At 40.4% G+C, this 20,094-nt stretch carries 20 protein-coding genes; all 20 read left to right on the top strand.

Annotated features, from left to right (window positions below; translation table 11 throughout):
* Positions 1-225 precede the first annotated feature (225 nt).
* The 20 genes from UE46_RS12920 (at position 226) to UE46_RS12825 (ending at position 20,059) form a co-directional block, all read left to right on the top strand.
* Positions 226-942 carry a Crp/Fnr family transcriptional regulator gene (locus tag UE46_RS12920; RefSeq protein WP_118907686.1) on the top strand — a complete coding sequence of 239 codons (717 nt, stop codon included), beginning with the start codon at positions 226-228 and terminating at the stop codon, positions 940-942.
* A gap of 134 nt (positions 943-1,076) precedes the next feature.
* Complete coding sequence (locus UE46_RS12915) at positions 1,077-3,254, top strand: immunoglobulin-like domain-containing protein (protein WP_118907685.1); 2,178 nt, start codon at positions 1,077-1,079, stop codon at positions 3,252-3,254.
* 95 nt (positions 3,255-3,349) lie between these two features.
* Positions 3,350-3,796 (top strand): DUF4352 domain-containing protein, encoded by a 447-nt coding sequence (locus tag UE46_RS12910; protein WP_036059991.1) that lies wholly within the window; start codon positions 3,350-3,352, stop codon positions 3,794-3,796.
* A 13-nt stretch (positions 3,797-3,809) separates the two neighbouring features.
* On the top strand, positions 3,810-4,457 hold the full coding sequence (locus tag UE46_RS12905; RefSeq protein ID WP_118907684.1) for a sugar transferase: 648 nt from the start codon (positions 3,810-3,812) through the stop codon (positions 4,455-4,457).
* A complete protein-coding gene (locus UE46_RS12900) occupies positions 4,457-5,206 on the top strand; it encodes a WecB/TagA/CpsF family glycosyltransferase (protein ID WP_036059992.1) in 750 nt (249 codons plus the stop codon). The genes UE46_RS12905 and UE46_RS12900 overlap by 1 nt, the downstream gene beginning before the upstream one ends.
* 4 nt (positions 5,207-5,210) lie before the next feature.
* Complete coding sequence (locus tag UE46_RS12895; RefSeq protein WP_118907683.1) at positions 5,211-6,251, top strand: glycosyltransferase family 4 protein; 1,041 nt, start codon at positions 5,211-5,213, stop codon at positions 6,249-6,251.
* A 3-nt stretch (positions 6,252-6,254) separates the two neighbouring features.
* Positions 6,255-7,514, top strand: a complete 1,260-nt coding sequence (locus UE46_RS12890; RefSeq protein WP_036059995.1) for a hypothetical protein — start codon at positions 6,255-6,257, stop codon at positions 7,512-7,514.
* Positions 7,493-8,212, top strand: a complete 720-nt coding sequence (locus tag UE46_RS12885) for a YveK family protein (protein WP_118907682.1) — start codon at positions 7,493-7,495, stop codon at positions 8,210-8,212. The genes UE46_RS12890 and UE46_RS12885 overlap by 22 nt, the downstream gene beginning before the upstream one ends.
* Positions 8,209-8,904, top strand: a complete 696-nt coding sequence (locus UE46_RS12880; protein WP_051492857.1) for a CpsD/CapB family tyrosine-protein kinase — start codon at positions 8,209-8,211, stop codon at positions 8,902-8,904. Before UE46_RS12885 ends, UE46_RS12880 begins: the two co-directional genes overlap by 4 nt.
* Positions 8,904-9,818, top strand: a complete 915-nt coding sequence (locus tag UE46_RS12875; RefSeq protein WP_051492858.1) for a glycosyltransferase family 2 protein — start codon at positions 8,904-8,906, stop codon at positions 9,816-9,818. Before UE46_RS12880 ends, UE46_RS12875 begins: the two co-directional genes overlap by 1 nt.
* Positions 9,819-9,836: 18 nt before the next feature.
* Complete coding sequence (locus tag UE46_RS12870; protein ID WP_036059998.1) at positions 9,837-11,159, top strand: UDP-glucose dehydrogenase family protein; 1,323 nt, start codon at positions 9,837-9,839, stop codon at positions 11,157-11,159.
* Positions 11,152-12,060 (top strand): glycosyltransferase, encoded by a 909-nt coding sequence (locus tag UE46_RS12865; RefSeq protein ID WP_051492859.1) that lies wholly within the window; start codon positions 11,152-11,154, stop codon positions 12,058-12,060. Before UE46_RS12870 ends, UE46_RS12865 begins: the two co-directional genes overlap by 8 nt.
* Positions 12,057-13,334 carry an oligosaccharide flippase family protein gene (locus UE46_RS12860; protein ID WP_118907681.1) on the top strand — a complete coding sequence of 426 codons (1,278 nt, stop codon included), beginning with the start codon at positions 12,057-12,059 and terminating at the stop codon, positions 13,332-13,334. The genes UE46_RS12865 and UE46_RS12860 overlap by 4 nt, the downstream gene beginning before the upstream one ends.
* The gene (locus tag UE46_RS12855; RefSeq protein WP_118907680.1) at positions 13,318-14,475 is read left to right on the top strand and encodes a CDP-glycerol glycerophosphotransferase family protein; all 1,158 of its coding nucleotides are present in this window, start codon (positions 13,318-13,320) and stop codon (positions 14,473-14,475) included. The genes UE46_RS12860 and UE46_RS12855 overlap by 17 nt, the downstream gene beginning before the upstream one ends.
* A 15-nt stretch (positions 14,476-14,490) precedes the next feature.
* Positions 14,491-14,919: an FAD synthase family protein gene (locus UE46_RS12850; RefSeq protein ID WP_036060004.1), complete on the top strand. Its 429-nt coding sequence runs from the start codon at positions 14,491-14,493 to the stop codon at positions 14,917-14,919.
* Positions 14,920-14,922: 3 nt separating this feature from the next.
* Positions 14,923-15,906, top strand: coding sequence for an acyltransferase family protein (locus UE46_RS12845; protein ID WP_051492860.1), 984 nt, complete (start codon positions 14,923-14,925; stop codon positions 15,904-15,906).
* 30 nt (positions 15,907-15,936) lie between these two features.
* On the top strand, positions 15,937-18,060 hold the full coding sequence (locus tag UE46_RS12840) for a leucine-rich repeat domain-containing protein (RefSeq protein ID WP_118907679.1): 2,124 nt from the start codon (positions 15,937-15,939) through the stop codon (positions 18,058-18,060).
* Positions 18,061-18,147: 87 nt separating this feature from the next.
* A complete protein-coding gene (locus UE46_RS12835) occupies positions 18,148-18,774 on the top strand; it encodes an MBL fold metallo-hydrolase (protein ID WP_036060005.1) in 627 nt (208 codons plus the stop codon).
* A gap of 15 nt (positions 18,775-18,789) precedes the next feature.
* Complete coding sequence (locus tag UE46_RS12830) at positions 18,790-19,188, top strand: VOC family protein (RefSeq protein ID WP_036060006.1); 399 nt, start codon at positions 18,790-18,792, stop codon at positions 19,186-19,188.
* Between the two features lie 4 nt (positions 19,189-19,192).
* Entirely contained in the window at positions 19,193-20,059 is an 867-nt protein-coding gene (locus tag UE46_RS12825) for a helix-turn-helix transcriptional regulator (RefSeq protein WP_036060007.1), read from the top strand.
* Positions 20,060-20,094: the final 35 nt, after the last annotated feature.

The following is a 20,094-nucleotide window of genomic DNA, read 5'->3' as shown; positions in this document are numbered from 1 at the left end:
ACAAGAATAATAAATGTAACAGCAGATGTAAGATAAAAAGAAATAGGCCTAAGCCTTTTTCATAAGTGATAGATGTACATCGAAAAGTCATAGAATGTTCAAAATACTATCTATTTATTCTGGATTTTAGAAAATGGATTCCCTTTTTTATTCTATACTAAGTTCCGTTCACTACCAAGAGAAAACGCATATTAATTATCAATAATGTGGAAGGAGAATGTTTAGATGCAGAATAAAATGATAGATATGAACAGTTTGTACAGTGAAGCCTCCATAGCAAGCCAGTTTAGTGAGCGTAGATTTCGCCAATTTATAGAAGAAGATTGTATTTTTCCAGTGAGAGGTGTGAAAAAAACCTTCAATCGAAATGATGTTATTTTGCAAGCAAGCCATGATTTAAATGCGATTTACTTCATTGAGGAAGGCATTGTGACTGCGACTATTGGAAAAGGAATCGTTGTTAATTTCTATACAGAACGAGATGTACTTGGATTTTCTAATTTGATGCTTGGAAGTACTCCTCTGTACACATATCAGGTCTTATCCGATGAATTGGTTGTGACCAGATATGCAAAAGAGGACATCATTGAAAAAATAATGAACACGCAAGAAGGTTATTTTTATCACTATGTGCACATGCAAAATCAAGTGAATCAAATGGTGAAGAAAGAAGAATTACTCAGACTACCGACGCGGCAAAGGATTAGCTCTGTCCTGCTGGAGCTAGGTGAGAAATATGGCGAAAAGACATCAGAAAAAAATATCATCAGCTTTCCGAGACAAATAAGCAAAGGTATGATTGCTCAATATGCGAATTTAAATCCTAACACCATCACAAACGTGTTACAAAAACTTCAGGAAGAAGGATTTATATATACCATTAAAAGTGCGATTTATATGGATAAACCTAAGCTTGAAACGAAATTAGAAGTTTTTTTGTAAGTTGTCACAAAGTATTCGAAAATTATTATTTTAATTCTAAATAGTAGAAAACAGACTAAGATTTCTATTATATACTAAGATTCGACAGCAAGTGAAATAATGCCAAATAAACGAGCAAGGAGAGATACGAATTTATGAAAAGGAATCAATTCAAGAAATTAGTAAGTACAGTTACGGTAGCATCGATTTTAGGAACAAGTGCAGCTACGCCATTTGACGTTTTAATGAATCCGGTACAAGCAGCTGAAGGAAAGCAAACAACGAATAACTTAGCTAATATACAGGAACGATCTAGTCAACAGGGAATGAATTTTTTATACACATTTAGAGGCTACTCAGATATCATTTTTTCCACAATGGAAGTCTCTATTGAGAATATGAAGGCTCAAATAGCGACAAGGGCAGTGCAACCACATAATAACTTCTCGACTATGTATGCAAGTATGAATATTCAAAGTCCAGTTGGCGTTAATAAATATACTAAAACGATTGCTGGAACTACAATGCTTTCGGCAAACACAGAGCAAGTCGACTTAAGTATTGGTGATTTTATTACTACGTATCATCGGGAGTATAGCGGTGGTACTGGGCGTTTGAAAATCGAAAATACGACAACGAAAGAAGCATTAGCAACGAAAGAAACAATCATATACATGGTTACAGCGGACGGTTTAGTTCTTGTAAGTGGAGCAGAAAAAGCAACGATTATTACTGAAAATAAAGCACGCGATGCAGTTAACGGTTTATTCGAAAATCACGATCCAAACGCTAATATCATGGGAAATCTAACACAAGAAGACATCAATAATACAAAGAAACTAATTGATGCAGTAACAGACACAACAAAGAAAGCAGAACTACAGGCAGATTTGAACAAGGCCCAAGAACAGCTAGACAATAATAAAGCAGAAGAAAAAGCGGAGCAAGAACGCCAAATAGCGGCAGAAAAAGCAGTGAACGAATTGTTCCAAGACAACGATCCAATGACAAATACAATCAAAAATACAACAACAGAAGCATTCATTGACGACGCTCAAAAAGCAATTGATGCAGTGAAAGATACAGAAAAAAAAGTAGAATTACAAGTCCAATTAGACAAAGCAAAAGAATTACTAGCAGAAAAAAATGAGGCAGCGGCAGAAAAAGCAAAGGAAGAAGAAGTTGAACAAGCAGTAAACGAATTATTCAAAGATAACGAACCAGCAACAGGTGAAATCAAAGATATAGCGACGCAACAAGCAATTGACGACATCCAAGCAGTAATCGATACGATGGCAGATTCCGCAAAAAAAGACGAATTACAAGCGAATCTAGACAAAGCGAAAGAATTGCTAACAGAGAAAAACGAGGCAACAGCTGAAAAAGCTCGTCAAGAAGCAGCGGAAAACAGCATCAAAGATCTATTCAACGATGAGGATGTCAATGGAACAATCAAAGAGACCACGAGCCAAACAACGATTGATAATGCGCAGAAAGCGATTGATGCTGTAACCGATCAAGCGAAACAAGTCGAACTACAAACACAACTAGACAAAGCCCAAGCGCAAGTTGATGCACGTACTGCTATCTCTGGTAATGTAGCGGCATACACAGAAGGCGAGCTTTATATCACAGGAACCTACACAGGCGCAGTAACTGGTTTAAGTGTAGACGTCAACGGCAAGCGCTATTATGGCGGCGATCTAAAAGATGGAAAAGTCAAGTTTTACGTCGGAGATAAGAGTCTAAAAGCAGGCGATGATATCATTTTAAATTTATATGACGCCAGCAAACAAATCAAAAAATCACTTCCAGTCGAAGTAATAGCACCATTAAAAGTAGCTGTAGCAGATTACAAAATCGGTGACAACTACCTAGTTGCAACGTATAACAACCCAGAAATCGCAAAAGTTGGCGTTATAGTAGCTGGCATGAAATACTGGGGTGGCGAAGTCAAAGATGGCAATGTGAAATTCTACGCTATCGATAAAATCAAGAATCCAAATGCAGAAGTCACCATGAACTTTTATGATGCCAATAATAATTTGTTAGCATCGCAACCCGTCAAGGTTTCATCCACCTTCCTCGAAATCACAACTGCAAACTACACAATCGGTGCAAGCAACATCACCGGAACATTCGAGGGCGATGTGAAGAAAATCGCAGTCTCCATCAATGATACGAAATACTACGGTGGAACACTCGCGGCAAACGGTACGTATAAATTCTACGCACTAGACAAGAAAATTACAGCTACTGATACAGTTATCGTCTACGGTTATGATGCAAACAACGGATTATTAACACAAAAAACAGTAACTATCACAGAATAATCATCATCTAACTAAACGGAAAAGGGGGAACTATCTCAGTAAATTACACCTATTTACGATAGTTCCCCTTTTATAAAATAAAGGAAGGTAATTATATGAAAAAAACTATAATGGCAATACTCGTAACGCTACTTATCGTCACAACATTAGTGGGTTGCAACGGTAAAAAAGAAGACACAGATCTAAATAAAGCACTAGGAAACAAAGAAGTCACCGTAACTCCAACCAAAGTCACACGCGAAAAAGCAACAAGTGATCGCAAAGAAATTTTAAAAGTCGTTGTCAAAGTAAAGAATAACGCTAAGAAACCGATGGGGATTGGCGCTGGTAATTTTACGCTAAAAGACGACAACGGTAAAAACTACGAGATGTATGGTCTAAAAACTGATAGCCTCGGTCAAGAACTAGCCGCAGGTGGGACTGTTTCCGGCAATGTCTATTTTGAAATACCCGCTGACTTAGAAAAGGGTTGGATGGATTATGCCGTTTCAATAGGTCAAGAGCCTGCAGCAGAATGGCTACTATCATTTCCCGAGAAATAAGGAGGAGTAGCAAGTGTTCTATTCATCACAAGAAATCAAAAAAATACAAGAAAACAAAAGACATGAGCTGCGTTATCGCATCCTAGATATCATCATCGCAACATGCGCTTTAATAATCAGCGCCCCCGTTCTACTTACCATCATGCTTATTATTAAATGCACAGAGTTCAAAGCCCCTATCTTTTTTCACCAAAAACGAATCGGACGCGACGGTCAAGCTTTCAATATGTACAAATTCCGAACCATGGTCGTAGATGCCGAACAACAAAAGGCCGCGCTAGCAGCTCAAAACGAAGTCGAAGGACACATGTTCAAAATGAAAGACGACCCACGAATCACTAAAATAGGTAAGATTTTGCGCAAAACGAGTCTAGACGAATTTCCGCAATTGTTCAATGTTTTGCAAGGTCACATGAGCGTTGTTGGACCTCGTCCGCCGCTACCTGATGAAGTCGTTAACTACACGAGCTACGATATGGCACGCCTTAGTGTAAAACCAGGCTGTACAGGACTTTGGCAAGTCAGCGGTCGTAATAAACTATCCTTTCAAGAAATGGTAGAACTCGACTTGCACTATATCCGAAACCGGTCTCTCAAGTTCAACTTCCTTATTTTAATGAGGACTTGGCGCGAGTTAACTGGCAAAGGAAGTGGTGTCTAATGTCTAGACGAATTCGTTTCTTAGACGCTAATTTAGACACGCTTACTTTTAACGAAACGATTGAAAAAATAGAAGCACAAATTAAGAAGCGTGAACCGATACATCACACTGGCGTCAATGCCGACAAGATTAACCTGATGAAAAAAAATCCACGCTTTCAGAAAATCATCAATGAAGCAGCGTTAATTAATCCCGATGGCATGTCCGTTGTACTAGCCGCTAAATTATGTAAGCAAGCTCCATTGGAACGCGTGGCAGGCATCGATATCATGGTTCGTTTATTAGAAATTGCCGCAACAAAAGGCTATCGTATCTATTTTCTAGGAACAAGCCAAGCCATTCTTGACAAACTGATTGCCCGTGTCAAACAAGATTATCCAACACTCGTTATCGCTGGCTTTCATCATGGCTTTTTCCAACCGGAAGAAGAAGCGGATGTTGTCGCAGATATCAAAAAGCAACAACCTGATTTGCTATTTATCGCATTACCAAGTCCGCAAAAAGAGTTTTTCGTAGACAGAAACATTGCTGAAATGGGCGTACCAGTATCGATTGGTGTCGGTGGAAGCTTCGATGTCATCGCAGGAGAGCTGAAGCGTGCCCCGCAGTGGATGCAACGCTTGAACCTCGAATGGTTTTATCGAATGATGCAAGAACCAAGACGTCTAGCAAAACGGTATCTCGTTGGTAACCTTATTTTTATCAAACACGTTTCACAAGAAAAATTCGCACAGAAAAGAGAGGTGTAGCCATTTGAGAATTTTAATGTTCGGACCTAATCACGAGACAAAGGGCGGTATTGCAACAGTTATCGCGAATTTTAAAGGTCATTTTCACTCCACTACTAATACTGTATTTTATTTGGAAAGTTGGAAAGAAGGTAATGTTTTCCAACGTGTGTTCTACTCTGCACGTGGTCTCTTGTTATTACCCTTTCAAGTAAAACGCAAAAAAATAAAGCTCGTTCATCTCCACATAGCGCAAGATGGTAGCTATTTTCGTAAAGCGTTGGCTACTCGATTAGCTAAATTATGCGGCGCTAAAGTGTTGTTACACGTTCACGGCTCCCATTTTGATCAATATCACAAGGAAAGTATGCCGCGGTTGCAAAAACATATTTTACGAACATTGCGAAAGGCAGATAAGATTATCGTGCTAAATGAGGATGTTAGAACTTACTTTGCTAACTATGATATCGAAATGGATATTGTTTCAAATGCAGTACCGATATTAGAAACAGCGCCCATGTCTGATGAGCGCACACAGATTAGTTGTTTTGGACAGCTTGGTGAGCGTAAAGGCACGTATGACTTGCTTCGCATTGCCAAAGTATTATACGCCAGGCATCCAGAAGTCATGATTTATTTGTATGGTGATGGTGATTTGAAGGAAGTACAAGAACTCGTGATACAGCAAGAACTCAAGAACATTCGCATTGGTGGTTGGATTACAGCGGATGAAAAAGCGCTAGCCATGCGTAAGACAATGATTCATGTTCTACCGTCTTATCAAGAAGGACTGCCGATGTCAGTTTTGGAAACGATGGCTTATGGTATTCCGAATGTCAGCACCTACGTCGGCGGTATTCCAGACGTCATTGAATCAGGAAAAGACGGCTTATTAATCAATCCTGGCGAAGAAGACGCGCTAGCAGAAGCACTGATTTCATTAATTGAACAAGAAACTATTCGCAAAAAAATGGGCACAGCAGCCGCAGCAAAAATTAAAACACATTTCTCCATGCCTGCCTATATTCATAAATGGAATCAAATCTATACAGAATGGGATAAATGACCAATGGGGCAAGTTCAGAAAACAAATCGTGATTCCGTAGCAACATTCCTATTTTTCGCTTTTATAACAGGAATTTTATTTTCACCAGTACTTGAAAATATCTCTGTGCTCTCCGTTTTAAACGTGGATAACACGATTACGTTCCTATGTCTTGTCGGAATCATCTTATTTCAGTTAAAACAGCCAAAAGCTTTAATGAAAAAGGAATATCTGATCATTGCACTCCTACTCATCATCATTTGCCTCGGCATTTTTGGAAATATGGTGTCTGGTATTCATGGTGTGAAGTTCATCGTGCTTGATATTTGGAGTATTTCAAAATGTTTTATTGCCTACTTCTTCGGTCGGCTCGCTTTTAAAAAAGGTTTTTTCTCCTCACAAATTGATCGTTTAGCGCTATACGGAAAATGGGTTATTGGTATCCTCTTTGTCTTGTTACTCGTGAATCTAGTCTACCCAATCTGGCCTTCCACAGAGGTGAGAATGGGGATTAAAACACAATATCTTGTATTCCCCCACGCCACGTATTTAAGTGCCACAGCATTTTTCTGCATGTTATTCCTCGGTTTAAAAAATGTACGACACAATATTCCATTCCTCGCAATGGGAAGCATTTTGATATTTTTTGCAGCACGAAATAAAGGGCTGATTTTTATCGCGATTTATATTTTCATGTTGCTATTCCAACACTATGCTAAAACGAAAAGATTCAAGATAAGTTATCTTATTTTACCAGTCGTTGTTTTAATCGCTGCTTTTTGGGAGGTTATCGATACGCGGTTACTTTCTTCTACAACATCCGCGCGAAGCTTACTTTATCAAGCTGCCTTTAAAATTGCCGACATGTACGCGCCATTTGGAGCTGGATTCGCTTCATTTGGCTCTGGAAGTTCCGTAAAAAATTATTCTTCACTCTACGATATGTTGCGCTTTTACGACTATTACGGTTTTACCAGAGACAATCCGCAATATTTAAATGATAGCTATATTGCGATGTTTCTTGCCCAGTTTGGTTACATTGGAACGCTTTGTTTCGCAGGCATCTTAGTAATTTTTTTGCTGATGATTAACCAACTTTCCGGCTCTATTCAGGTATTTACACTTGTTTTGTTCGTATATGCCGTTACATCGTTATTCACGGAACTCTATTTAACAACAAATCTTGGCATCATCACCTTCTTTTTCATTGGCATCATTTTTGGTGACGAAGGGACGCGCTCAGATTTAAGAAAGGAAGAACTATGGAAGAAACCATTTCACTAAAAGAAATTGCAGAAACACTCAAGAAAAATATATTGATTATCTTGGCTTCTATGATTTTTTGTGCCAGCGCAGCATTTGGCTATTTGCAACTATACGTGACGCCGCAGTATGAAGCAGTCTCACAAGTTCTCATTACCCAAAATGCCCAAGATCAAAATTCAGCGGTACAAAACTCAGAAATCCAAGCAAATATTCAGATGGTCAACACCTATAGCGTGGTCATTAAAAGCCCTCGTATTTTAAAAAATGCGGCGCAAGAGATTGATCCAAACCTAAGTGTAGAGACGCTCGCAAGTAAAGTATCTGTCGACAGTGTCCAGAATTCGCAAGTCATCAATATTCATGTCGTCGATGACCAGCCAGAAGAAGCCATCGAAGCTGCAAAAAGTGTCACAAAAAGCTTTTTGAAAGAAACGCCAAGTATGATGAAGGTTTCTAATGTCGAATTGCTCGCCGATCCTTCTACCGCACATAAAATTAGTCCTAACACGAAGATTGGTATGTTAGCAGGCTTGGTCGGTGGACTTGTATTAGGTATAGTCATTGCTTTGGCTAGAAGGATTTTCGATGAACGTTTTAAGAAAGAAGAAGAAATTGTCGCGCGGTTGCAGATTCCGGTTATCGGTACAGTTGGCAACATTACGGCAACAGAAAGCGTGAATGATAAAGGCTCAATAAGGAGGAGGAAGAAAAAATGATGAGACGTAAAATAAAAAATGCACAACGCGATGATCAGAAATTAGTCGTGCAAAATAAACCACTATCTTCGTTAGCCGAACAATTTCGAATAATTGTCGAAAATATCGAGTTAATGAGTATTGATAAAAAAATCAAATCGTTATTGATTACCTCCGCCGATCCTAGCTCTGGAAAATCGATTATTTCAAGTAATTTAGCGGTGGCCTTTGCTCAAAAGGGAAAGAAAACATTGCTAATCGATGCTGATTTACGCAAACCGACGATTCATAAATATTTTCGGAATGGTGTTTCCTTAGGCTTGATGGGACTAATAAAAAAAGAGTCAACTGTTGAAAGTGCCGTTTTTGAAAGTGATAGTCCGAATTTATTTATTCTTCAAGCTGGAATTATTCCTGCGAATCCGACTACGATTTTGGCTTCGGAGCGGTTGAAAGAAGTTTTTGCCGAACTAGAAGCGCAGTTTGATCATATTATTGTAGATACGCCGCCAATTTTAGCGGTTGCGGATGCCCAAATACTTTCCGGTATGACCGATGCCTCGGCTTTAGTTATTCGCAATGATTATACGGTAACAGAACGTGCCAAGAAAGCGAGTACTCGTCTAGGGCAGAGTTCTACATTATTTTTAGGTGCCATTTTTAATAATCAAAAACAAAAACAAGATCATTATTATTATCAGGAGAAAGAGTAATGTCACCGTTAGTTAGTGTTGTTATCCCTACGCGAAATCGGGTGGAGATGCTAGAACGAGCTATCGATAGTGTCTTGAGGCAAACGTATTCGAACATCGAAATTTGTGTGGTTATTGACGGCCCAGATACTGTATCCAAACAATTAACACGCAAGTACTCCCAAAATGATGCGCCTATTAGAGTACTAGAAACAGCAGGAGTTGGCGGAAGTGCAGCGCGGAATATGGGTGTTCAGGTGGCGCGTGGGAGTTGGATTGCTTTTTTGGATGATGATGATGAATTTTTACCTACAAAAATTGAGAAACAATTGCAATTATTGGCGTTTGATAGCGAAAAACGACATCTCGCATTTACGTCTGTTTCTACTTACGAGCCTGGCAAACCGCAGAACGAGTTCGATTTGCCTCACGTTCACTGGAAAGATGCGGGAGTTTCTGTGGGGGAGTATTTATTTTGTCGAAAAGGTCGAAAAACAATGGGGTTTATCCAGACGTCGACGTTATTGATTCCGCGAAAATTAATGTTAGAAATCCCGTTTACAGATGGGCTGCAGAAACATCAAGATTGGGATTTATTACTACGAATGGAGGCAGTAGGAGTCCTAATTAAGCAAGTAGAGAGCGCAGAAACCGTCTATCATCAACATGTCGCTCATGCAGGACGCGTTGGCCAGTCTAATGTGTGGCTTTTTTCAGAGGAATGGGTAGAGACGATGCCCGTGAGTCAAGCAGCTAGGGATTCCTTTGCATTATCGATTGTAAGTCGGGGGATTGCGACAGACAAAACAAGGACAAAATGGCAGCGACAAAAAGATATTATACAGCGGTTTTCGCAAACAAAATGGAGTGCTAAGTATTTTGGAAGTTATATATATATGTTAATGATGCAGTCAGTCAGAGTTTATTCGAACTAGAAATGAGGATGGTATAGTATGAAAATTGCAGTAGCTGGAACGGGATATGTTGGGCTAGTAACGGGGACATGTTTGGCCAAAATGGGTCAATCTGTCGTCTGTGTTGATAAGGATGAAACAAAAATAATACAATTAAATCTTGGCAAGTCACCGATTTATGAGCCAGGACTTGAAGCGGAGATTGTAAAAGCGAAAGAAGCTGGGCGGTTACGTTTTACGATGGATTACACACAAACGTATCGTGAGGCGGACGTCATTGTGGTTGGCGTAGCTACACCTGAAAATGCAGATGGTTCGGCCAACTTGCACGCTTTATACCACGTTTGTGGACAGATTGCCGATGCGATTGAGTCACCTACTTTGGTGGTCGTGAAATCCACGGTTCCGATTGGGACCAATGATAAATTAGCGATTTATTTCGATCAAATACTCGGTGAAGATCGAAAAAACTTGGTGGAAGTAGCATCCAATCCTGAGTTCTTATCGCAAGGAACAGCATTACGAGATACGCTTCAAGCAGAGCGAATTGTGATTGGGACGGAAAATCAGGAAGCGGAGGACATGTTGACGGAAATATATGCACCTTTTGGACAACCGATTTTGAAAATGAATCGTCGGAGCGCAGAAATGGTGAAGTATGCGTCGAATGACTTTTTAGCATTGAAGATTTCGTTTGTCAATGATATTGCGAACTTATGTGAAGCAGTTGGTGCGGATATTGAAGAAGTGACGAACGGGATGGGTGCGGATTCACGCATTGGTAATCGGTTCCTATCACCTGGCATCGGTTATGGTGGCTCGTGCTTTCCGAAAGATACGAAGGCGTTACACTGGCTTGCAGAAGAAGCGGGTTACACATTAAAAACAATTCGAGCGGCGATTGATGTCAATGAAAAACAACGATTCAAGCTCATTCAAGCCGCGCGTAAAGATATGAGTCAGTTCACTGGGAAGAAAATCGCGGTGTTGGGCGCAACCTTTAAACCTGGAACGGATGATTTACGTGAAGCACCTTCGATTCCGAATTTACAGTTGCTTTTGGGAGAGGGCGCGGATGTCCATGTGTATGATCCAGTTGGTTTGCCGAACTTGGAGAAAGTATTCGGCGATCGCCTTCATTACAGTGAATCGGTGGCTAGTACGCTACAAGACGCAGATGCCTGTTTCATTTTTACCGAATGGGCCGAAATTAAGGAGATGGATTTAGGGCTATTCCAAACTATGCGAGAGCCTCAAGTGTATGATGGGCGAAATTGTTTTTCTATCAAAGCTGCGGAGGCGGCTGGCATGAATTATTATTCTATTGGTCGTGCACGTGTGGGAGGGGTTGTCTTTGCCTAGCATTTCGATTGTTTTACCGGTCTATAATGTGGCTCCTTATTTGAAAGCGTGTCTGGATAGTTTGTATTTGCAAAGCTTTCGGGATTTTGAAGTCATCGCCGTTAATGATGGCAGTAGTGATGATAGCTTAGCGATTTTAGAGGCGTATGGTGCTTTTTTACCCGAGTTACAGATTATTTCACAGACGAATCAAGGATTATCGGCAGCTCGAAATACGGGATTGCAATATGTCACGGGGAAATATGTGTACTTCCTCGATTCCGATGATTATTTGCAAGAGGATACATTGGAAACCTGCTACACGCTTGCCGAGCTAGACCAAATCGATCTGATAAAATTCGATGCGGAGCCATTTACGGAGGATAATATCACAATTACTAATTCCTATGACTCGAGGCAATGGCTTCAAGAAAACAAAATCTACTCGCAAAAAGAGTGGCTTCGTGCCCAGCAAAAACATTTCAATTCACCGGTATGGTTATATTTTGTTCGGACAGAGTTACTAATGAAGCATCAACTTCGATTTGTAGATGGTATTTTGCATGAAGATGAGATTTTCACACCGCAGTTATTCACAAAAGCGACTTCTTTTAAGTACATCGCACAACCTTTTTTCAAAAGAAGATACCGCACAGGTTCGATTATGCAAAATAATATTTATCAAAGTCAGGCTTCGTATGACTCTAAGTTGCGCATTGTTCAAATGTTGGATCAAGAAAGCAAAAATGCAACATCTGAGGAAGCAAAACAATTTCTAGAACAGCGGCGGAATACATTATACATGGACAGTCGTGGCTATAATGAAGCACTACGTAAAGCTTCGCCGTTACCTATATTGTTAAGCAAGCGGCTAGAGTTACGCGCAGGGATACGATATATCAGGAAAGGCTGGAAACGATGAGAGATAAGAATAAACAACGATTGCTGCATAATACACTATTTTTATACATCCTAACTTTCTCTGGCTATTTTTTCAGCCTAGTTACCGTTCCATATCAAACACGGATTTTAGGACCTGAATTTTACGGGAAAGTTGGTTTTGCGGTAGCGATGATGACTTATTTTCGCTTAATTATCGATTTTGGCTTCATTCTTTCTGCCACCGCTGATATCTCAAAAAATCGAGAAGATAAGCAGGAAGTTGCAAGAATATACACAGCTGTTATGTACGCAAAGGGACTTTTGACGGCAGTTAGCTTGGTTGTCCTACTAGGAATTTGCTATGCGGTTCCGATGTTCCGCCAAGATATATTTTTATACGTGTTGACTTTTGCATCCGTTGCAGTGAGCGCGTTCTTACCAGATTTTTTATATCGCGGATTGGAGACAATGAAACGAATCACCATTCGAACGGTAGCGATTCAAGCATTTTTTGTATGTATGATTTTCCTCTTTCTAAAAAACCCTCAACATTATTACTTCGTTCCACTATTCACGCTGATTGGTAATGCTGTTGCTCTGTTTTGGGTGCAAATGCATGTCTTTCGCACATTAAAAATCAGATTCGTTCCGCTTGAAAAAGGCTATTTGAAACATACGATTCGCAAATCGAGCTCGTTCTTCTTCTCTCGAATCGCCGCGACCGTTTATCAAGCAACAAACACGTTTTTCCTCGGCTTAATGTATACACCTGGAAATGTAAAAGTTGGGATGTATGTGGCTTCAGATCGTCTTGTCGGCACCGCAAAAACCGCATTTTCACCGATAGCTGATAGTTTATATCCTTATATGGTGAAGAATCGCGACTTTAAATTATTGAAAAAGATTATGTTAGTCATCATGCCGCCAGTCATTATCGGTTGCATCGTGCTGGGTATTTATGCAAAACCATTTATGGCCTTGTTTCTTGGGTCAGCTTTTTATGAAGCTGGCTCGATTTTACGAATATTGTTGCCAATTATCGCTATCACACCACTCGTTTACATGTTAGGTTTTCCAACACTTTCTCCAATGGGACTGGCTAAACACGCCAATTTATCTACTATTGTTTCAGCAGTTGTCCAAATCATTGGTTTATCCGTTCTCTTCCTAACAGACATTTTTACCGTCCACACACTTTGCTATATTACAGTTATTTCCCAGTCTACAGTGCTATTTTACCGCTTTATTATCGTCTGGAAAAACCGCCATATCTTCACCACAAAGGAGCTAGTATCAGATGTTCTCGAAACTTAAACAAGCAGTACGCCTATTCAAACAGCGCATTCAATTTGGTAATTTTACCTATCAATATTGGTTTTTACCGATTCAAAAAAACAAAATTGTCGTCTCTGCACATTACGGTCGAGGCTATGGAGATAGCCCAAAATACATGGTTGATGCGCTGATGAATCAAGGGCTCGACATTGTTTGGCTCGTCCAAAAAGGGCAAGAAACGAGCTTGCCAGAAGGCGTTCGACCGGTCTCATATGGCACGAAACAAGCATTGCGCGAATTGGCTACAGCCCAAGTCTGGATTGATAATTGCCGTCAAAAATATAGCCCGCCAAAACGAAAAAGCCAGCGCTATATCCAAACGTGGCATAGCCCACTCCGCCTCAAAAAAATCGAAAAAGATGCAGTAAATTATTTACCGCAAGCCTATATCGATCGCGCGAAACGAGATGCCAAGAAATGTGATTACATGTTAGCTGGTTCCGCCTTTAGTCAGGAATTGTACCGAAATTCTTTTTGGTTTCAAGGTGACGTATGGTTAACCGGCACCCCAAGATGTGATGTGTTTTTTCAAGATAGCACCATCATTAAGCGACGTGTAACCACGGATTTGGATATCCCATTTGCTACTAAACTCGCTTTATATGCCCCAACGTTCCGAAAAAACATGGAAGCATCGGTTTACTTACAAGAATTTACGCATGTCAAGCTCGCCCTACAAGCTAAATTCGGTGGGTGCTGGAAGGTACTTATTCGCCTACATCCCAATGTTGCCCATCTCGCTACGGAATTCAGCACAGACAACGATGTTCTACAAGCAACGGATTATCCAGATATGCAAGAACTTCTAGTGGCCAGCGATTTACTCATTACCGATTATTCATCCAGCATGTTCGATATGGGCATCGCCCGAAAAAAAGTTATGCTCTACACACCAGACCTAGCCGAATATTTAGCAACAGAACGCGAGTTTTATTTCGATATAAAAGAACTACCATTCCCACTTGCCAAAAAGCCAACAGAATTAATCAACCAAGTCCTTCACTTCGATGAAATCACCTATCAGCAACTATTAGCCACTTTTAACGACAGCATTAAGCAATGCGAAAATGGCGAAGCCGCCAGCGCCGTTGCAAATAAAATCAAGGCAATATGCCAATAAAGGAGTCACTAAATCATGCGCAAAAATTACAAAATAGGCTATACCACAGGCGTTTACGATATGTTTCACATCGGTCATCTTAACCTATTAAAACGAGCGAAAGAACAGTGCGAATATCTTATTGTCGGAGTCACCATAGATGAACTCGTTTCCTATAAGAAAAAACGAGCGATTATCCCATTTGAAGAACGCATGGAGATTGTCAAACAAATTAGCTATGTGGATGAGGTTGTTCCACAAATTAATATGAATAAAATGGAAGCATGGCAACGACTTTCTTTCGACACTATTTTTGTCGGGGATGATTGGAAGGGCAGCGACACGTGGAATCAATTCGAAGTTGATTTTAACAAAGTAGGCGTTACCATTGAGTATTTACCTTACACGAAAGGCACCTCTTCTACCCAACTGCGCAAGACACTCCAAATGATTAACGGGAGGTAATGTATGACGAAGACAAACCGCATTGATTGGATGGATACAGCGAAAGGAATTGGCATTTTTCTTGTTGTTTGGGGTCATTTTTATGCTAGCGATACCTTGAAAATAGTCATATACGGCTTTCATATGCCCCTTTTCTTCTTTTTATCGGGTTATCTTTATAAAGAACGCGCGATGTCATTTTTAGCCTTTGTGAAGAAAAAAAGCAAACAGTTGCTGCTCCCATTTTTGATGTTTCAAGCTGTCACTTTCCTAATCGTGAATGGATTGACTTTTGTGGCGTCTAAACAGTTAGACGCATCTCCAATCAAGTTGGTGTCCGAATTCTTTTTCCTCAATGGGGATTTAGGATTTAATAGCCCGCTTTGGTTTTTAGTCGTATTATTTAGTGTCGAAATTCTTTTTTTCCTATTTATGCGCTATATTCCAAAGGGACAAGGCCTTGTTGTGTTGGCATTCCTTCTGCTAGCTGTCTTATTAAGTACGCAAAGCGGGGACAGATTTACATTTGGTCTGCATATTGTTCCGCTGAGCTGGTTATTTTACTATGCAGGCTTTCAATGCCACGCGTGGTATTTTTTAACATGGCATTTATTAAACAAATGGTATAATATCTTACTAATGGGATTTTCCTATTTATGGACATTATTTTATCTAAATCAAGGACAGGTTGTTGGTTTTCGAAGTAATAACTTAGGCAATTTCTTGATATTCGCCGTTGCCTCTATATTAGGTATTCTCGTTTTCTGCCTTATCTGTAAAAAAATCGGAAAATCTAAGTTATGGGGGCAATTTGGGAGACAATCTCTTTTCATCATGGGAACGCACTATTTTTTCCTCATTTTCTTCTCGAATATCTGGAAAATCATCACCGATAACCCGCTAAACGCAGCCTATCCAACTTGGACAACGTTTCTTATGACCTGTTTTGCATTCACCATTTATTACCTGTTCTTCCGTATCCAAGCGTTCATGTATAAATCAAAATAATAGAAATCACGTAAAAAAGGGGTCTTTCTAGTGAACACGTTTATAAAAAAAAGTATTATTTTATTCATCTTACCAATGGTTTTATTAAGTCATTTTCAACTAACAACGATTGCAGCGGAACAAGAATACAGAATTGGGGACTTATTTCCCGATCCAATTCTGGCTGAAACAATCGCAACTACACTTAAAAAAAGTCCAACTGATCTAGTCACCAAAACGCAACTCACCAAATTCGGTTCTCTAGTCATCAAAAATCAAAAAGTACGCGATTTAACAGGACTTGAGTACTTAACAAACATCACAGGTCTCCAACTCACCAATACAGATGTTGCGGATTTAACGCCAATCAGCAATATAACAGCTTTAAAAACTATTACATTGACTTATAATAAAATTAGGGACATCTCACCACTGAAAAAACTAATAAATACGAAAAACTTACAGCTACAAGGGAATCAAATAAGTGATATCGCAGTTCTAAGTAGCTTAACGAACCTAACAAGCCTTAATTTATACAGCAACCAAGTATCAAATATTAGCCCGCTTTCCATGCTAGCAAAAGCTACAACATTTGATCTTGGCCTAAATCGTATCCAAGATGTTGCGCCACTTGCACGCTTAACAACGCTACAATCTTTACAATTAAATTCAAACGAAATAAAAGACATTGAACCATTACAAAACCTAACTGCATTATCGGTACTAGGTCTGTTCGCAAACAACATCAGCGATATTACGCCGCTTCGAAACTTAGTGACATTAACCAGTCTAGACTTTACGCGAAATCAGATTACAGACATAAGTAGTCTAAATCAACTCACGCATCTAACGTACCTCAAAGCAAATGAAAATAATATCAAAGATGCTAGTATCGTTCGTCAATTTCCAGAATTAACATATTTAAATTTAGCCGATAACGAGCTAACAAACATCATAGACTTACAAAATCTCGTTTTACTGCAACAACTAAACATATCTGGAAATCATCTGACAAATCTCGAACCTTTGAAAAATTTAACAAATCTAATCAGTTTTTTTGCGATTAATCAACAGGTTACAGCACCCGTGACAAAATTGGGCGAGAGCGCATCTGTTTTTTTGAAAGATAAAGATGAGCAACCGCTTGTTATCGATACATCGGCGGCATATCATCTAAGCGATAATTTCCTAGTCTGGGATGAAGCTGGGAAACACCAATTAACTTGGCAGAACAACGAAGGCACTTTTAGCGGCAACTTGACACAAGACGTACAGAAAGTTACGCAGGTCTTTTTAGACGATTTCATGTTGGGAGATAAATACATAACAGGAATTTACAGTAATCCTGATGTCACTCAAATGAGCGTGCAGATCAACCAAAAAGTATACTATGGTGGCGACGTGATTAATCATAAGCTTAAGTTTTATATTGAAGGGAAAATAACGCAAGCAACGGACGTGGTGATCATTAAAACGTATAATAAGAAAAGCGAAGTACTAGAAACGACCGAGCTTACGGTAGAACAAATACCTGCTAGTATCGCAAAATGGAAGTCTGCCAATGTCCTATTTTTAGGAGACAGCATCACGGCAGGACTCCGGGCGAATATTGCTTATCCGAATATTGTAGCGAAACAATTACGTTTCCCAACGCTACAAAATGAAGGAATTAGCGGTGCAACAATTGCGCAAAACGATGCTTCTTCCGTGCAATCGTTAGTACAGCAGCTAGAAGCGCTCGATACTTCTAAAATCACCGATGTTGTGATTTTCGGTGGGACGAATGACTTTTACTATGAGACGCCAATGGGAACATTAAATAGGAGCGATAAAAACACTTTTTATGGCGCGCTAAACACGATAGCAGCTAAACTAAAAGCGCAGAATAAAAAAATATACTTTGTCACCCCGATGTGGCGTTCTCGGCAATTAGCTGGAGATGGGAAGGATTCCGATAATTTCTCGAATAATAATGGGGTTTATTTGAATGATTACGCGACAGCTATTAAAAATGTAGCACAAAAATATCAGGCACCTTGTTTGGATTTGTATAGCGAAAAAGAGATGTATGATTATTCATTAATTGATGGCGTACATCCAAATGACGAAGGGCAGTATTTTATAGGAAATGAAATAGCCGCGTGGATGAATGGTGATGCGGCAAACTGGAAGTAATAATTCGTTGATGCGATGCTCCTCCTTGGTTAATCTTTTCGTTTGCGATATACTTTAAGAAATGAGAAGAAAAAGGTGGCGCATAATATGGTGGGAATTAGTGGTTTAGCAACGGGTTTGTTGCAGGAGAATTGTTACGTGATTTCGGATGATAAAAATTGTTTAATTGTCGATCCAGGAAGTGACGCAGAAAATATCATCGCAAAAGTGGAAGAAACGGGGACGAAGCCGGTCGCGATTTTGTTGACGCATTCTCATTACGATCATATCGGGGCGCTGGAGGAGATTCGGACGCATTACGGGGTGCAGGTTTATGTGAGTCCGCTAGAGCAGGAATGGCTCGGGAATCCGGAGTTGAACGGTTCGGTTGGTATGTCGCAATATAGCAAAGAGGAAATCATTTGCGTGCCTGCGGAGAACGAGTTTGAGATTCGCGACTATACTATAGAAGGATTCGAGTTCCGTGTAGTACCGACACCAGGGCATTCAATCGGCAGTGTGAGCTTTATTTTCGATGATTTTGTGGTCGTTGGGGACGCGTTATTTAAAGGAAGTATCGGGCGTTCGGACTTGTACACGGGCGATTTTGATACGTTGATTCAAAGCATTACGAGTCAGTTGTTGGTTCTGCCTGATGAGACGCGTGTGTATTCGGGGCACGGGGACGCAACGACGATTGGCCATGAAAAAGCGACAAATCCATATTTAACGTGAGGGAGATGGGGAAAAATGAGGATTAATTTAGCGAGTATTTTTGTAGATGATCAAGAGAAAGCGTTGCGATTTTATACGGAAATTTTAGGATTTGTGAAAAAAGAGGATGTGCCAGTAACGGAGAAATTTCGCTGGATTACGGTCGTGTCAAAAGAGGAGCCGGATGGTGTGGAGCTGGTTTTAGAGCCGGATGAGAACCCCGCGGTGGGACCTTTTAAAGCGTCGATTTATGCGCAGGGGATTCCATTTACGTCGTTTGCGGTCGATGATGTTTACGCGGAACATGAGCGGTTGCGCGGGCTTGGCGTCGTGTTTACGAAGGACCCGGCGTCGCACGGACAGGTGACGATTGCGGTTTTTGATGATACGTGTGGGAATTTGATTCAGATTATGCATATGAACGAGGCGGCGTAGCGACGTGGGACTGTATTTGGAGTTTCCAGCGCTAGATAAGGATTTTCCGATGCGGAGTTTTACGAATGAGGGTGGCGTCATTGTGTATCCTCACTGGCACAAGGAGATTGAGCTGATTTACGTGATTGAGGGGCGTTTGAACCTTGGCGTGAATGATGTGCCGATTCAGATGGCGGAAGGCGAGATTTATGTGATTAATGGTGGCGATGTGCATTATTTTTTGGCATCGCCGAACAGTGAACGGATTGTGTTGCAGTTTGACTTGAATGTTTTTCAGGAGTTTTCGCTCACGGAGGATGAGGGCAAGCGGTTGCGCGATTTGTTTTTGCATGTGTCGCCGTCGAGTGCGGATTGGAATCCAGATGTGGCGAAGCTAGTTGCGGAATTGATGCAGGTGATTCATCTGGAGAGTTCGCAGCGCAAGGCGGGTTATCGCTATGTTGTGAAGGCGAAATTGTACGAGATGTTGGCGGTTTTGGAGCGGGATGTGCGGAGACTTGTGCGCGATTCTACGGAGGACGCGACAAGTAAATCGCAGGAAACGCTTGAGAAATTGCAACAGATTTTTGCGTATGTGGAGGATCACTATCAGGAGACCATTACGTTGCAACAAGTCGCGGATCATGTCGGCTTTAGTTCGTATTATTTTACGAAGTTGTTCAAGCGCAATATGGGGATTACGTTTATGGCTTTTGTGAATGATTACCGACTAAGCAAGGCGAAATGGATCTTGATGAATGAAGAGACTCCAGTGACAGAAGTGGCGGAACTGGCGGGTTTTAGTAGCGTGAAGACGTTTCACCATGCGTTTAAGCGAGCGATGGGTGTATCGCCACTCAAATATAGGAAGACAATATTCGGGAATAATTAAGCAATAAAGTAGGAAGAAAAACTTCTATTTGTTTT

Origin of the sequence: Listeria weihenstephanensis (assembly GCF_003534205.1) — a bacterium.
In the GTDB taxonomy this organism is placed as follows: Bacteria; Bacillota; Bacilli; order Lactobacillales; family Listeriaceae; genus Listeria_A; species Listeria_A weihenstephanensis.
The sequence above is the reverse complement of the archived record's forward strand: the minus strand, read 5'-3'. Positions and strand labels throughout refer to the sequence as shown.